Here is a 14,725-nt window from a genome sequence, read left to right as displayed (position 1 = left end):
ACTCTTTCACTACCCTACGCACTTCCGATCTCCCGGACGATCCTGTCGTCCGGGCCCGCGACCCGGCCGGGGCCGCACCCGGTTTGTCCTTCATCCCGCCGTCGCCCTACATTGCAGGCACGGCGCACCGTGGAGGAGGACTCGATGCGGGTCGACAGGATCAGGTCAGCCGACGGCGCGCCGATCGCGGTGCACACGACCGGCACCGGACCCGGCGTCGTGATCCTCCACGCCGGCGGCGTCACGCAGCGGCACTACCACCCGCTCGCCGAGGCGCTGGAGCACCGGTTCACGGTGCACCTCTACGACCGGCGCGGACTGCCCGAGGCGGCCCCGCCCGGCGGGGACGGGACCGTCGCGACCGACCTCGCCGACCTGTCCGCGGTGCTCGCCCACACCGGCGCCGAGGACCTGTTCGGGCACGGCAGCGGCGGTTTCCTGGCGCTGCGGGCGGCGCTGAGCCTGCCGCTGCGGCGGGTCGCGGTGTTCGACCCGAGCCTGTCCGTCCTCGGCCGCCCCGCCGCGGACTTCCTCGACCCGCTCGAAGACGCGGTCCGCGACGGCGACCACGCGCTCGCGCTGACCTTGCTGGACCGCGGGACGCAGCCCGACGCCGTGGCCGCCAGACTGCCGCTCGGCCTGGCGCTGCCGGTCAACCGGATCCTGCTGCGCACCCCGCGCGGTCGCGCCCGCGCGGAGCTGCTGCCCGCCACGGTGCGGGAGCTGCGCCGGATCCACGAGCACGACGGGCCGCCCGGCGACTACACGCCGATCACCGCCGAGGTCCTGCTCGCGGCCGGGACCCGCAGCCCGGAACACTTCGCGGAGAACTGCCGTGCGCTCGCCGAGGCGATCCCCCACGGTCAGGCGCTGATCGTCCCGGGAGCGTCACACGACGCCCCGGCCACCGCCCACAACGAGTTCGTCCGGCCCATCTCCCGATTCCTGGCGGGACTGCCCGTGACCGGGTGAGCTGCACACCGTTTCAGCCCCACTCTCTGACCGTGATGCCATGCGCCCGCAGCTGCTCGATCTGATGCTCAGGCAGCAGGGCCAGCGGGGTGACCGCCAGCTCGCGGAGGTTGCGCAGCGCCTCCACGCCCGCCAGCGACCGGATGCAGAACTCGTCGGACTCTCCGTCCCACTGCTGCCAGACCATGTGCGCGGTGGCGTGTCCGCCCCCGAGCCAGCTGAGGGTCTCGACGGTGTCGAGCGCTGCCTGGGGTATAGCGACCGACATCAGCCGGGCCAGGTTGCCCTCGTCGAAGGCGAACTCGTCGAAGAAGTACGTCGGCGGCAGCTCGACCGACTTTCGCAGCCTGTCGAGCACCGCCAGCTTCAGGATCGGATCACCGAACGGCGCCGCCGCCTCGATCGGGTCGGGCAGGAAGTTGTCCACCTGGACACCGCGCGCGGCCAGCGCCACGAGCACGTCGTGGCCCGCTGGGTGCAGCACGCCCGCACAGCCGATGCGCACCCGCTTGAGTCGGTCGCACGCCAGCAGCGGGGCCAGGTCCGCGTCCGGTGGCACACCGAGCCACAGCAGCTTCAGCTCGGGTAGCGCGGTGAGCGGCCCGAGCTCGCCGACCTCGGACTCGCGCAGGTACAGCGTGCGCAGCCCGGGAAAACCCTCGAGGCCGGCCAGCGACCGGATCGTGCCGTCGGCGCCGTCAGGCAGCGCCTCCCACAGGTCCGCCTCATCCGTCCAGCAGGCCCGGTCCGCGTCGGCCGAGACCTCCAGCGCGAGCACCTCGGCATAGCGGGCTTTCAGCTCCTCGACTGGAAGCTCACGTACCGCGGCGACCGCGTCGTTCAGGAAGTCGGACTCGAGCAGGGCCAGGTGCAGACAGGGATCCACGCGGGCAACCTACCTGAAGTCGACCACTCGACATCGGGTGCTGCCCGGGGCTGATCAGTGGCCCCCGCCCATCGGCATGCGGAATCGCCCCGGCGCGCGATGCCGGCGGGGCGTCGGCGATGCTGTGGGCGTGGAGTACGTGTCCAGAGTGCCGCGTCCGCCGCTGGACGGGCTGATCGACGACCTCTACTACCTGGCGGGTGCGCCGCCGTACGCCCGGCTGACGCTGCCGCCTAGCCCGGCGGCGCTGCTCATCGTCAACCTCGGGGCGCCGTTCCGCATCCGCGCCGGCACCGACATCGAGACGGCCGAGTACGCCGACGGCTGCGTGATCACCACGCCCACCCGCGCATGGGAGTTCGGCTACCCGCTCCGGACCCGGTCGGTCGGCGTGCACGTCAAGCCGTGGGGACTGGCGCCGTTCCTGCCGCTGCCCGCAGCCGAGCTGTGTGACCGGCCGGTGACGTTGGAGCAGGTCTGGGGCCGGCCCGCCGTTGCCGAGCTGCGAGATCGGCTGGCCACGGCGGACGGACCGCACCGGATGCTGACGCTGCTCGAGGAGGAGCTGATGCGGCGGCTGCGCGACACCGCCGGCCTGGGGCTGGTCCGCCACACGAGCCGGGTCATCGCGGCGACCAGCGGGGCGGTGGCCATCGACGAGCTGCGGGTGTCAGCCGGTGTCAGCAGCACTCATCTGGCACAGCGGTTCAAGGAGCTCATCGGCGTCACGCCGAAGCGGCTGGCCCGCAGCTACCGCTTCGCCACCACCGTGCTCTCGATCGACCCCGCCGAGCCGGTCGACTGGGCCGACCTCGCCAGTAGCGCCGGCTACTTCGACCAGGCCCACTTCGGCCACGAGTTCCGGGCGTTCACCGGGCTCACGCCGACCCGGTACGTCGAGGTCCGGCGGCGGTTCCTGCGCGAGCATCCCGGCCACGCGCTGGACGGCTGGCCGCTGCCGGCCGATTGATTTCTTACAAGAGCGGCAGCTCACGACACGCTAGCTTGAGGGCATCCCCAAGCAGAGGAGAGCCCCGTGGGCAAGGTGGTCATGTACAGCTCGGTGTCGGTGGACGGCTTCATCGCGGACGACAATGATCAGCCCGGACCGCTGTTCGACTGGCTGACCAGCGGTGACGTCCCGTTGGACGAGAGCGGCGTCCTGCAGGTGTCGCAGACGTCCTACGACTACACCCGGCCGTACTGGAACGAGATCGGGGTGACGATCGCCGGCCGCCGCGTCTTCGACCTGACCGACGGCTGGGACGGGAAGCCTCCGGGCGGGATCGACCACGTGGTCGTCGTGACGCACCGGCCGGCGCCCGAGGGCTGGGACCCCGCGGCGCCGTTTCACTTCGTCGACGGCGTCGAGGCGGCCATGGCCAAGGCGCAGGAGCTTGCCGGTGACCGCACGGTCGAGGTCGCCGCCGGCGACGTCGGTGGCCAGATGCTTGCCGCGGGCCTGATCGACGAGGTGCGCATGGACGTGGCACCCGTCGTGTTCGGGTCCGGCAGGCGCTACTTCGGGTCGGTCCACGCGCAGCACCTGTTGGCGGACCCTGACGTGGTGATTCAGGGCGACCGGGTGCTTCACCTGCGCTATCGGGTGCGCCGTTGACTGATCTGAGCGGAGGCGTCAGGCCGGTGGCGCCGCTCGGGAAAGACATCGTCCATGGTCCAGACGCCGCCGCCGGGACGTGCTTCGAGTTCGCTGAAGTCGTAGCCGATTCGCGTCCACTGTTTTCGCAGCCAGGCGCGCTTCGGTTCCGAAGCCGTCAACCACAGGTAGAGGAACGGCGGCACATCCGTACGCCATCGGCCCTTGTGGGCCAGCGAGCCTGGCAGGCTTTCGCAAACATCGGCGATCATGCGGATACGCTCGGCGTAGTCTGCCGTCGGGTCACCGGGGTCCTGCCGGAGGTACGCCATCGTGCGGATCTCGACCAGGGCGTGACAGAGCAGGTCCGCGGCCGCCTGCCTCGCCGCCTGCGCCTTGCGTCGCCTTCTACCCAGCACGGGGCCATCCTGCCGGCTGGCGGGTCGGGAGGCGTTCCCGTCGGGGGTCAGCAGAAAGTCAGCGCGTCGCCTGCGGGCTGGCCGCTTCGGCGGGACTACGATGCTCCGCGAGAACGCGGCCGTTGTTGATACGCCCCACGGCCTGCGAGTGCCCTCACAGCAAGGTCGCCAACAGCTCGACGCCAGCACTATCTGATCAGCGTCGCCACCTCGATCGGCATGTGCCGCTGCTATCCCGGCGGATGCGATCACCACTCCAAGAGCGGAAGTCACGATGAAGGTTCCGGTCGAGCTGATCGCGTGCCGGGTCGACCGCATCGCCTTCGACCACCAGGTACGGATCTCCGTCAGCGGGAAGGGCCACGACGACGAGGGAGGCAGCCCTTATCGCGTCGACGCCGAACTGGTCATCGAAACCCCGTTCCTGCTCCGCGACGCCGACGGCGAATGGCACGAACTGGATCCCGGCACGGGCAGCGCGCTCGCCCCCGTCCTCGACCTCTTCCAGGGCACCATCGCCGCCGTCGAGGTCGACGACCGCGGCGCCCTGCACCTGCGACTTCGCCGACACCTCCGCAATCTTTGTCAGCCCGGACGCCGCGTACGAGTCCTGGCACCTGAACGGATACGGCATCGACCCCATCACCGTCGGTCCAGGCGGCGAGACCCGCTGGGAACGGCCCGGACCAGGAACGACCACCCCGATATGACCCGGTAGATGGCACGCCTGGCCTTAGCGCCACTGACCATCAGCCACACCCCAACGGAGCCACACCGTGTCGGCGGCGAGTCGGGTCATCGACCTAGGCCGACCAGCTTGAGCACCACGTCCGAGGGCGCGGGCATCGCGGCCATCTCGTCGCGGACCTCGCCCGCGGCGTCCCTGAGTGCCGCGTCGGAGACGAGCCGGTTCAGGAGCTCCGGCGTGATCGACCGCGCCTGCGCGGCCAGGCCCGCACCGCGCCGTTCGACCGCCTCGGCGTTGTGCCGCCGGTCGCCCGGACCGGGCACCACGAGCTGCGGCACGCCCGCCGCCAGCCCGCCCAGCACGCTGCCCGCCCCGCCGTGGTGCACGTATCCCGCCGCGTACGGCAGCACCCGGTCCAGCGGCACCCGCCCGACCGTCCGCACGTTGTCCGGCAGCAGCCGCGGCAGCCTGCCCGGCGGCCGGACCAGCACGATCTCGGCGTCCACCGCGGGCGCGGCCGCGATGATCGCCGCCGTCGGGTCGCCCCCGCCCGGACCGGCGACGGTGCTCCGGCTGACGACGATCCGGGGCCGGTCCCCGGTGCTCAGCAGCCAGTCCGGCACCTGCCCACCGCCGGAGTACGGCACCGCCCGCATCGGCAGGCCGGGCCTCGGGCCGGTCAGGCTCGGCGGCGACACGGTGATCACCGCCGCCGGTGTGCCGATCGGGTGCCGGGCCATCGGCCTGCTCGCCGCGACAGCCGCGACGAGTTCGGGACCGGGGAACAGGTTGTTCTCCTGCAGGACGGCGGGCACCCCGATGCGCTCGGCCGCGACGGCCCCGGCCACGCCCAGCGGCTCGTAGACGACCAGATCGGGCCGTTCCCGCTCGGCGAGCGCGACCACCGCGTCCACGAACCCGGCGTTGGCGGCGCCGAACAGCTCGCCGACGACCGCGGTGCCCCCGCGCCCGGCCCACTCCCTGCGGGCCAGCAGCGGATGGCGCAGCATCACCCGCACGGCGATCCGCCCGAACGCGAACCCCGGCGCGACGTCGTACGCCGCCAGCCCACCGAGATCGACGCTCAGGGCGTCGCCGCCGCTGGCGAGGAGCACGTCGTGGCCGGCGTCCCGCCACGCGAAGGCGAGCGGGAGCAGTGGCAGCAGATGGCCCTGCAGCGGCGCGGAAACGATCAGGACTCGCATCGACCCATTAGAACGGAACGACGCTCGGCGCCGGTCGACGGGCCGGGTATGCCGCCGTCCACAGCGGACGGGCAGCACCCAGGGCGAGAGGACAAGACAAAAGGCGGTAAAAAAACGAAAGGCAAGGAGACCGCGCTCCCTGCCACTCTTAACTTATACCGCACCGGGGGTCTTGCCGCAAGACCCGGGTCATGGTGCAGAATCTCCGGCCGAGGCCAAAACCTGCGGAAATCAGGGATTCGCCAGTTTCGTGTGTTTTCTCGAACTGTCGGCCACGCAGGACCTTGTCGAATGGGGGTTCGATGATCGACGTGATCGTCGCCGGTGGCGGGCCGACCGGCCTGATGCTGGCCGCCGAGCTGCGGCTGCACGGCGTACACGTGCTCGTGCTGGAGAAGGACGCCGAGCCGACCGGCATCGTGCGCTCGCTCGGGCTGCACGCGCGCAGCATCGAGGTGATGGATCAGCGCGGCCTGCTGGACCGGTTCCTCGAGCACGGCGTTCAGTACCCGCTCCGCGGCGCGTTCGCCGGCATCATCAGGCCGGCGCCGGACCGGCTGGACACCGCGCACCAGTACCTGCTGGGCATCCCGCAGCCGGTCACCGACCGCCTGCTCACCGAGCACGCCGTCGCGCTGGGCGTCGAGCTGCGGCGCGGCTGCGAGCTGGTGGGGCTGGCGCAGGACGACCGCGGGGTGACCGCCGAGCTGGCCGACGGCACGCGGCTGCGGGCGCGCTACCTGGTCGGCTGCGACGGGGGCCGCAGCACGGTGCGCAAGCTGATCGGCGTCGGCTTTCCCGGCGAGCCCGCCCGGACCGAGTGGCTGCTGGGCGAGCTGGCGCTGACGGCGGCGCCCGAGGAGATGGCCGCCGTGACGGCCGAGGTCGCGAAGACGCGGCACGGCTTCGGCGCCATGCCGCTCGGGGACGGGGCGTTCCGCGTGGTCACGCCCGCCGGGACGGTGGCCGAGGACCGCACGGTCCCGCCGACCCTGGACGAGCTGCGGGCGGCGATGCAGGCCGTCGCGGGGACCGATTTCGGCGTGCACTCGCCGCGCTGGCTGTCGCGCTTCGGCGACGGGACGCGGCAGGCCGAGCGGTACCGGGTCGGCCGGGTGCTGCTGGCCGGTGACGCGGCGCACATCCACGCGCCGATCGGCGGCCAGGGCCTGAACCTCGGCATCCAGGACGCGTTCAACCTCGGCTGGAAGCTCGCCGCGGAGGTCAACGGCTGGGCGCCGGCGGCCCTGCTGGACAGCTACCAGGCCGAGCGGCACCCGGTGGCCGCGGACGTGCTGAGCACCACCCGCGCCCAGTCCGAGCTGCTGTCACCCGAGCCGGGTCCCGGCGCGGTGCGCCGCCTGCTGGCGGAGTTGATGGACTTCGAGGACGTGAACCGGCACCTGATCGAGAAGATCACCGCGATCGGCGTCCGCTACGACCTCGGCGAGGGCCACGAGCTGCTCGGGCGGCGGCTGCGCGATGTGCGGCTCAAGCAGGGCCGGCTCTACGAGCTGATGCGCGGCGGCCGCGGCCTGCTGCTCGACCAGACCGGCAGGCTCTCGGTCGCCGGCTGGGAGGATCTGGTGGACCACGTCGTCGACGTCAGCGAGGAGCTCGACGTGCCCGCGGTGCTGCTGCGCCCGGACGGCCACGTGGCCTGGGCCGGCGACGACCAGGCGGAGCTGTCCGGCGTGCTGCCCCGGTGGTTCGGCGCACCCGTCGGCTGACCACGCTTGCGGCCGGGCCCGCTCCCCGACAGGAGCGGGCCCGGCCGGGCGTTCAGGACACGTCGCGAGTACGCGTCAGCAGCGTGCCGATGAGGCCGGTGACCACGGCCCACCCGATCAGCACCAGCGCGCCGACCCAGTAGTGCGGCTGCCCCGGCAGGTCCGTGCCGCTGGTCATCAGGTTCGACGCCAGCGACGGCATGGCCCACTGCACGTTGGCGAGCCAGTCCCACTCCAGCAGGCTCGTCAGCACGTTCACGATGATCGACACCGCGATCGTGCCGACCGTGTAGATGACCATCGCGGTGATGGTGGCGCCGATCTGGCTGCGGATGAGCACCCCGACGCCGATGCCGATCAGCGCCCACAGCGCGTACGCCAGGCCGTTGAGCAGGATCGCCCGGACGACCTCCCCGTCGCCCAGGGCGGGGGTGATCCCCTCGGAGTTCAGGAAGATCAGGGTCGCGGGCACGGTCAGGGCCGTGGTCACCAGCCACAGCACGATGCCGAACACGCCGCCCGCCGCCGCCTTGGCCAGGATCACCGCGGTGCGGTGCGGCGTGGCCAGGAACGTCGTGGTCGCGGTCTGGTGGTGGAACTCGTTGGTCACCGTGATGATGCCGAGCAGCATCACGAACATCAGCCCGAAGTACTGCCCCGAGGTCACCATGTACGAGGTCAGCGCGACGGGCTCGGCCATCGCCGACAGCGCCTCGGCCTGCTCGGGCGGCATGCCCTCGGTCGCCTCGGGCGGCGGCGCCAGCACACCGAAGTGCATGTTCAGCGCGTTGATCGCGAACGCCAGCACCAGCAGGCCCAGCGCGCCGACGGCGAACAGCCACCACACGTTGGTCGTACGGATCTTCAGGAACTCGCTGCGGATGAGCCTCACCGGATCGCCTCCTTGCCCGCCGTGAGGTCGAGGAAGACGCGCTCCAGGTCGGGGCGCTCGGTGACCAGCTCGTGAACGGCCACGCCGGCACTCAGCGCGGCGTCGCCGACCTGCTCGGCGGTGACCCCGGTCAGCACCAGCGCACCGTCTTCGGTGCGGCTGCTCGCCGCCCCGTCCAGCGCGGCCAGCAGGGCGTCGGGTCGGGGGGTGCGCACGCGTACGCTGCCCACGCTGCCGGCCTGCCCGATCACGTCGGCGACCGGGCCCTGCGCCACCAGCCGGCCCGCGGCGATGATGACGACGTCGTCGGCCAGCAGCTCCATCTCCGACAGCAGGTGGCTGGAGACCAGGACCGTGCGGCCCTCACCGGCGAGCTTCTGCAGCAGGTCGCGCATCCAGCGGATGCCCTCGGGGTCCAGCCCGTTGGCGGGCTCGTCGAGGATGAGCACCCGCGGGTCCCCGAGCATCGCCGCGGCGATGCCGAGCCGTTGGCGCATACCCAGGGAATAGCCCTTGAACTTGCGCTTGGCCGCGGGGGTGAGCCCGACCAGCTCCAGCGCCTCGTCCGCGCGGGAGGCGGGCAGCCCGGCGGCGGCGCAGATCACGCGTAGGTGGTTGCGGCCGGTGCGGCCCTTGTGCGCGCTGGACGCCTCCAGCACGGCGCCGACCGAACGCAGCGGCTCGGCAAGGTCGGCGTAGCGGACGCCGCCGATGGTCGCGCTGCCCGCGGTCGGTGACACCAGGTTCAGGATCATCCGCAAAGTCGTGGTCTTGCCTGCGCCGTTAGGTCCGAGGAAGCCGGTGACGCGCCCCGGCCTGATGGTGAAAGAAAGTCCGTCGACAGCTCTGACCTGTTTGTACTGTTTGGTCAGGCCGGACACGACGATCTCACCATCGGTGATCACATTGCCCATCCGGACAGTGTGCGGGGCCGGGTCAAGCCCGACCAGAACGATTACGTCACGATTGCACCATCGCCGAGCCGGACGAACCCGGTCCCATGGTCGCGAACGCTACAAACCGCTTGCCGGGACGGGCGCGGCGACGTACCCATGCCGTATGGACCCGCACGGACCCGGCTCGGGCGGCCCGCGGCTGCGGCTCGTGGGCGCGTTCGCGGTGGTCGGCGACGGCGGGCCGGCGGATCTCGGCAGCCGCAAGGCCCGGCTGCTGGTCAAGCTGCTCGCGGTCGAACGCGGCGGTCCCGTGTCGGTCGACCGGATCGGCGAGGTGCTGTGGGGCGACCGCCCGCCCCGCGACCCGGCGGCCAACATCGCCACCCTGGTGAGCCGGGTCCGCGCCGTGCTGGGCGGGCAGGCGATCACGGGAAACCGCGACGGCTACCGGCTCGGCCTGCTGCGCGTCGACCTCGACGACGCCGCCGGGCTGCTGGCGGAGGCCCAACGACGGACCCAGGCCGGGGAGCCGGGGCTGGCGTACGCGGCCGCGGCCCGCGCGGCGGCGATCCTCGGTGCCGGCGACGTGCTCGCCGACGAACCCGACGCGGCCTGGGCGCAGCCGTGCCGGGTGGAGGCCGCCGCGCTGGTCCGCCGCGCGCGGCACGCGGCCGCCGAGGGCGCGATCGGGGTCGGCGAGGCCGCCGTGGCGCTGGAGTTCGCGCAGGCCGCGGCATACGCCGACGGGTACGACGAGGCGGCGTACCGGCTGCTCATGCGCGCCCAGGTGGCGCTGGGCTCACCCGCCGCCGCGCTGGCCGCCTACGCCGCGCTGCGCGATCGGCTCGCCGACGACCTCGGCACCGAGCCCGCCGCGCAGACGCGGGCGCTGCACCTGGACATCCTGCGCGAGCAGGAGTCCGATGCGCACGCTCCTCCGGCCGCCGCACCGACCGGCCCGCCCGCCGCCGTGCTCGCCGGGCGCGGGACCGAGGCCGCCGCGCTGACCGCCGCCTGGACCGCGGCGGTCGCCGGCCGTCCCGGTCTGGTGCTGCTGGCCGGACAGGCCGGGATGGGCAAGACCCGGCTGGCGGCGTACGCGGCCGAGCTGGCCCTGTCCACCGGCGGGACCGCGCTGACGGTCCGCTGCCACGAGACCGAGCGATCACTGTTCCTGCAACCGCTGGTCGAGGCGATCGGCGGCTGGGCCGCGCGGCTGGCTCCCGGGGCGCTGGCCGAACTCGCGGGTGACCGCGCCGCCGTGCTGGCCGGGCTCGTGCCGCAGGTCGCGGCCGTGCTCGGCGCACCGCCCGAACCGGCGCTGGTCAGCGACGACCTGCGGCGGCGGCACGCGTACGAGGCGGTGGGCGGGTTCCTGGCCCGGCTGGGCGGGCGGGCGCCGACCGTGCTCGTGCTCGACGACCTGCAGCAGGCGGGCCTGGCCACCATCGAGGCGCTGCACTATCTGGCCCGCCATGTCAGCCTCGCCCGGCTGCTGGTCGTCGGCACCGTGCGCACCGGCGAGGGCGAGCAGGTGACGCAGGCGCTCGGCGACGTGGCCGAGACCGTCCACGTCGGACCGCTGCCGGCCGCCGCCGTAGCGGAGCTGGCGGCCGCGGCGGGGCAGGCGCCGCTGGCCGAGCACATCGCCCGGCGTACGAACGGGCATGCGCTGTTCGTCGTCGAGTCGCTGCGGGCCCTGGCGGCGGGTGAGGCGGGGGTGCCGGAGTCGCTGCAGGCGGCGGTGCTGGCCCGGGTCGCCCGGACCGGTCCGCAGACCGAGGAGGTGCTGCGGGCGGCGGCGGTGCTCGGCGCGAGCGTCCCGCCCGAGCTCGTCGGGCGGCTGCTGAACCTGCCGGTGCCCGACGCGGCCCGGCACTGCGAGCGCGCGCTGGCCGCGGGGCTGCTCGCGGTGGCCGACCGGACGTACGAGTTCGCCAACGACCTGATCCGCGAGGTGCTCTACGCCTCGACGCCGCTGCCGACGCGGACGGCCTGGCACCGGCTCGCCGCCGACCGGCTCGGGCACCGGCCGGAGGCGATGGCCCAGCACGCGGCGGCGGCCGGGGACCACCGGCGCGCGGCGCGGGCCTGGCTGCTCGCCGGGGAGCAGGCCGTACGCCGGCTGGCGACCGCGGACGCGGCGGTGCTGTTCGGCCGGGCCGTCGACGCGGCGCGCGCCCTGGGCGACGACGAGCTGCTCGGCCGCTCGCTCGTCGCGCGCGGCACGGCCCGGGAGGCGCTGGCCGACTACCCGTCCGCGATGGTGGACCTGGAGGACGCCGTCGTCGCGGCACGCGCGGCCGGTGACCGGCGGCTGGAGATGCGCACGCTGCTGGCCGCGGCCGGTGACGTGCCGGTGGCGCTGGGCCGGCCCGCCGCGGAGTCGTGCGAGCGCCTCGACGCCGCCCGCCGGCTGGCCGCGGGGCTCGGCGACCACGCGATGGAGGCGCGGCTGCTGGGCCGCCTGGCGATCATCGCGGCCAACGGGCTGCGGTTCACCGACGCGATCGCCTTCGGCAGGCGCGCGGTCGAGTGCGGGCACGCGGGCGGCGAGCGCCGGTCGCTCGCGGCGGCCCTCGACGGGCTCAAGGCCGCGTACGCGTACCTCGGGGACGTGGCCGCGCTCGAGGGGGTGCTGGCGGAGCTGTTGCCGCTGCTGCGCGCGCAGGGTGACCTGTGGCGGCTGCAGTGGGCGGTGTTCGAGTCGGCGTTCCCGCCGATCGCGGCGGGCGAGTACGACGTCGCGCTGCGCCGGATCGAGGAGTCGATCGAGCTCAACCGGCGGACCGGGTACACGGCGTACGAGGGCTGGTTCGTCGCGCACCTCGGCTGGGTGCACGGCCTGGCCGGCGACGACACGGCGGCGCTGCGCGAGGGGCGCCGGGCGATGGCCGCCACGTCCCGGTCGCCGCACGTGTGGTGGCGGGCGTCGGCGTGCGCGCTGCACGCCGCCGCGCTGGCCCGCACCGGCGACCGGGAGGCGGCGGTCGCGGTGCTCACCGAGGGCCGCCGGCACCGCCAGCCCGGCGGGGAGCTGCACGTGCTGCGCTGCCTCGGCCCGCTCGCCGAGCTGACCGGGTCGCCCGAGATCCTCGCCGAGGCCGACACGCTGCTGTCCAGGGTGGACACGCCGTCCGGGTACGCCTGGATGATCGGCGCCGACGTCCACCTCAGCATCGCCCGTGCCTGGCTCGCGGCCGGTGATCCCGACCGGGCGCGCGCGGTGCTGGCGCCGCTGCTGGCCGCGACCGCCCAGCCGGGGTGGGCCGCGGTGCGGGCCGAGGCGCTCAGAGCAGCTCGGCCACCATCTCCGCTGCCCGCCTAGCGCCGTCGGTCTCGACCGGCCGGTACGCGCCGCGCCGCGCGGACTCCTCGGCCAGCACCTGCGCGATGCGCTCGGGTGTCAGCTCGTCGTACTCCAGGCAGCGCCCGGCGCGGTAGTTGGCCAGCCGGTGCCGGACGTGGAAGTTCTCCTCGAAGTGGTTGCGCAGCGGCACGTACACGAACGGGGTGCCCGCCGCGGTCAGCTCCATCGTCGTCGTCAGCCCCCCGTGCACGATCGCGACGTCGCAGGCGGCGAGGTGGCGGTGCAGGTCGGGCACGAAGCCGCGCACCTCGACCCCGGCGGGCACGCCGAGCGACGCCGGGTCGATGCGCGGCCCCGCGACCACGATCATCCGCAGGTCGGGCAGCGCCGCCCGGGCGAGCGGGTACGCGGCCGCCACCCGCCGCAGCAGGTGCGACCCGACCCCGGACCCGCCGACGGCCACCACGCACACCCGCTCGTCCGGCAGGTAGCCCAGCTCGGCCCGTGCCTGCTCCCGGTCGACCGGCGCGCTGCCCGTGATGTAGCCGGTGAAGTCGAAGTGCTGCCGCGTCCAGTCGCGGATGCTCGGCAGGCCCGGCCCGAGCGGGTTGGCGACGAGGTCGTCGGGGTTGCCGACGAACAGCGACCGGTCGCGCAGCCGCGGGAAGCGCGCGACCTGCTCGACCATCTCGGCGTTGTAGTCGGCCGTCAGCGCCGCCTCGGCCGGGCCGCCGCCGGGCATCGGCAGCCAGCCGACGAAGTCGGTGAGCCACACGTACGCGGCCCGCTTCAGCTCCGGGTTCTCGTGCAGGAAGTAGTCCAGCTCCCAGGCCTCGTCGCCCACCCACGCGTCGTAGGGCTCGCCGTCGACCAGGTCGGCGAAGACCATGAAGTTCGCCACCAGGATCTCGTCCATCCGGCGGATCGCCTGGAACGCGTGCAGGTCGTGCTCGCCCGCCTCCGCCTCGATGTGCGCTGACTCGTTGGCCAGGAAGTCCGACGCCGGGTGCACGTACTCGCCGCGGTGGCGCAGCATCGCCGTCACCGGATGCTGGGCCAGCCACTCGATCCGCAGGCCCGGCCGCAGCTCGCGCAGCGCGTCCGCGATCGCGAGGTCGCGCCGGGCGTGGCCCAGCCCGATCGGCGACGACAGGTACAGCAGCCGCCGCGGCCGGTCCAGCGGCCGCGTCCACCGCCGCACCGCGGGCCGGGCGGGCGGCTGGGCGACCCGCTCGGCGAACTCGCGGATCCAGCGGTTGACCGCGACCGGCGCCCGCACCGGCAGCAGGTGGCCGCCGCCCGGCACCACGACGAGCTCACCGCCGGTCAGCTCGGCGAACCGCGCCGAACGTTCCAGCGGCTGGCACCGATCCTGCTCGCCCTGCACCGCCAGCACCGGGCAGCCGATCGTGCGCAGCAGCGCCTCGGTGCCCGCGCGGTCGGCGACGTAGCAGTCGGTCTCCATCTCGTACAGCAGCGTCTCCGCGTCGGTCTGCGACCCGTACTCGATGCAGTCCTCCAGCTGCTTGGTCGAGTGCGGCTCGGGCAGCAGCTCGGCGAAGAAGAACTCCAGGAAGCCCCGGAAGTCGCGCCGCCAGTAGTGCCGGTTGTAGCGGGCCCAGCCCTCGTCGCTGTCCAGCACGTCGTCGAAGCCGAACTGCACGCGGTGCGGCAGCGGCGCGGTCAGGAACGGCGCCGCCGGCGGTATCGCCACCAGGCCCAGGAACCGCTGCGGGTGGCGGCTCGCGGCGATCACCGCGAACCACGCGCCGCTGCACAGCCCGACCACCACGGCCCGGTCGACGCCGACGGCGTCCAGGACCGCGACCAGATCCTCGGCGTACTCGACGTCCCGGTAGGCCTCGGGGCGGGTCGGCCGATCGGAGCGGCCGTTGCCGCGCGGGTCGACGGTGATCACGCGGAAGTGCCGCGCCAGGTAGGCGACCTGCGCCTTCCACACGCGCGAGTCGACGACCGCCCACGTCGGCGCGAGCAGGATCGTCGTCGCACCCGACCCGTGCACCTCGTACGCGACCTTCACCCCGTCCCGCTCGACGAAACCCTCGCTGTCCGGATACCGCGCCCGCATGGCCGCCTCCTCTCCCCGCGACGATCCTCCGACCTCCCATT

At 73.6% G+C, this 14,725-nt stretch carries 12 protein-coding genes; 6 read left to right on the top strand and 6 right to left on the bottom strand.

The window, feature by feature from the left end; all coding sequences use genetic code 11:
* Nucleotides 1–144: 144 nt before the first annotated feature.
* Nucleotides 145–972, top strand: coding sequence for an alpha/beta hydrolase (locus AB0J67_RS14515; protein ID WP_363481549.1), 828 nt, complete (start codon nucleotides 145–147; stop codon nucleotides 970–972).
* Between the two features lie 13 nt (nucleotides 973–985).
* Here the strand turns inward: AB0J67_RS14515 and AB0J67_RS14510 are convergent, their stop codons facing one another.
* A complete protein-coding gene (locus AB0J67_RS14510; RefSeq protein WP_363481546.1) occupies nucleotides 986–1,858 on the bottom strand; it encodes a hypothetical protein in 873 nt (290 codons plus the stop codon).
* A 130-nt stretch (nucleotides 1,859–1,988) separates the two neighbouring features.
* Between AB0J67_RS14510 and AB0J67_RS14505 the strand changes: the two genes are divergently transcribed.
* The gene (locus AB0J67_RS14505) at nucleotides 1,989–2,828 is read left to right on the top strand and encodes a helix-turn-helix domain-containing protein (RefSeq protein ID WP_363481543.1); all 840 of its coding nucleotides are present in this window, start codon (nucleotides 1,989–1,991) and stop codon (nucleotides 2,826–2,828) included.
* A gap of 66 nt (nucleotides 2,829–2,894) precedes the next feature.
* Nucleotides 2,895–3,476 (top strand): dihydrofolate reductase family protein, encoded by a 582-nt coding sequence (locus tag AB0J67_RS14500; RefSeq protein ID WP_363481540.1) that lies wholly within the window; start codon nucleotides 2,895–2,897, stop codon nucleotides 3,474–3,476.
* Here the strand turns inward: AB0J67_RS14500 and AB0J67_RS14495 are convergent.
* Nucleotides 3,458–3,874, bottom strand: coding sequence for a hypothetical protein (locus AB0J67_RS14495; protein ID WP_363481537.1), 417 nt, complete (start codon nucleotides 3,872–3,874; stop codon nucleotides 3,458–3,460). The two genes, AB0J67_RS14500 and AB0J67_RS14495, sit on opposite strands and share 19 nt — an antisense overlap.
* Nucleotides 3,875–4,148: 274 nt before the next feature.
* On the opposite strand from AB0J67_RS14495, the gene AB0J67_RS14490 reads away from it, so the two are divergent.
* Nucleotides 4,149–4,592 carry a DUF6188 family protein gene (locus AB0J67_RS14490; protein ID WP_363481535.1) on the top strand — a complete coding sequence of 148 codons (444 nt, stop codon included), beginning with the start codon at nucleotides 4,149–4,151 and terminating at the stop codon, nucleotides 4,590–4,592.
* Nucleotides 4,593–4,669: 77 nt separating this feature from the next.
* Here the strand turns inward: AB0J67_RS14490 and AB0J67_RS14485 are convergent, their stop codons facing one another.
* Nucleotides 4,670–5,767, bottom strand: a complete 1,098-nt coding sequence (locus tag AB0J67_RS14485) for a nucleotide disphospho-sugar-binding domain-containing protein (RefSeq protein WP_363481532.1) — start codon at nucleotides 5,765–5,767, stop codon at nucleotides 4,670–4,672.
* Between the two features lie 302 nt (nucleotides 5,768–6,069).
* Between AB0J67_RS14485 and rox the strand changes: the two genes are divergently transcribed.
* Nucleotides 6,070–7,497, top strand: a complete 1,428-nt coding sequence (gene rox / locus AB0J67_RS14480; RefSeq protein ID WP_363481529.1) for a rifampin monooxygenase — start codon at nucleotides 6,070–6,072, stop codon at nucleotides 7,495–7,497.
* A gap of 52 nt (nucleotides 7,498–7,549) precedes the next feature.
* Here rox and AB0J67_RS14475 read toward each other — a convergent pair whose 3' ends face one another.
* Both AB0J67_RS14475 and AB0J67_RS14470 read right to left on the bottom strand, forming a co-directional pair.
* Nucleotides 7,550–8,389, bottom strand: coding sequence for an ABC transporter permease subunit (locus AB0J67_RS14475; RefSeq protein WP_363481526.1), 840 nt, complete (start codon nucleotides 8,387–8,389; stop codon nucleotides 7,550–7,552).
* Complete coding sequence (locus AB0J67_RS14470; protein ID WP_363481523.1) at nucleotides 8,386–9,303, bottom strand: ABC transporter ATP-binding protein; 918 nt, start codon at nucleotides 9,301–9,303, stop codon at nucleotides 8,386–8,388. The genes AB0J67_RS14475 and AB0J67_RS14470 overlap by 4 nt, the downstream gene beginning before the upstream one ends.
* A 145-nt stretch (nucleotides 9,304–9,448) precedes the next feature.
* Between AB0J67_RS14470 and AB0J67_RS14465 the strand changes: the two genes are divergently transcribed.
* Entirely contained in the window at nucleotides 9,449–12,613 is a 3,165-nt protein-coding gene (locus AB0J67_RS14465) for an AAA family ATPase (RefSeq protein ID WP_363481520.1), read from the top strand.
* Here the strand turns inward: AB0J67_RS14465 and AB0J67_RS14460 are convergent.
* Nucleotides 12,576–14,684 carry an alpha/beta fold hydrolase gene (locus AB0J67_RS14460; RefSeq protein WP_363481517.1) on the bottom strand — a complete coding sequence of 703 codons (2,109 nt, stop codon included), beginning with the start codon at nucleotides 14,682–14,684 and terminating at the stop codon, nucleotides 12,576–12,578. The two genes, AB0J67_RS14465 and AB0J67_RS14460, sit on opposite strands and share 38 nt — an antisense overlap.
* Between the last annotated feature and the right edge of the window lie 41 nt (nucleotides 14,685–14,725).

The organism is Catellatospora sp. NPDC049609, from assembly GCF_040675365.1.
Lineage (GTDB): Bacteria > Actinomycetota > Actinomycetes > Mycobacteriales > Micromonosporaceae > Catellatospora.
Note: the sequence above shows the minus strand (reverse complement) of the source record. Positions and strands in the feature narration are given on the sequence as shown.

Coding starts and splice junctions, on each gene's coding strand:
- AB0J67_RS14515 (WP_363481549.1), top strand. CDS start 145: ATGCGGGTCGACAGGATCAGGTCAGCCGACGGCGCGCCGATCGCGGTG.
- AB0J67_RS14490 (WP_363481535.1), top strand. CDS start 4,149: ATGAAGGTTCCGGTCGAGCTGATCGCGTGCCGGGTCGACCGCATCGCC.
- AB0J67_RS14485 (WP_363481532.1), bottom strand. CDS start 5,767: ATGCGAGTCCTGATCGTTTCCGCGCCGCTGCAGGGCCATCTGCTGCCA.
- rox (WP_363481529.1), top strand. CDS start 6,070: ATGATCGACGTGATCGTCGCCGGTGGCGGGCCGACCGGCCTGATGCTG.
- AB0J67_RS14470 (WP_363481523.1), bottom strand. CDS start 9,303: ATGGGCAATGTGATCACCGATGGTGAGATCGTCGTGTCCGGCCTGACC.
- AB0J67_RS14465 (WP_363481520.1), top strand. CDS start 9,449: ATGGACCCGCACGGACCCGGCTCGGGCGGCCCGCGGCTGCGGCTCGTG.
- AB0J67_RS14460 (WP_363481517.1), bottom strand. CDS start 14,684: ATGCGGGCGCGGTATCCGGACAGCGAGGGTTTCGTCGAGCGGGACGGG.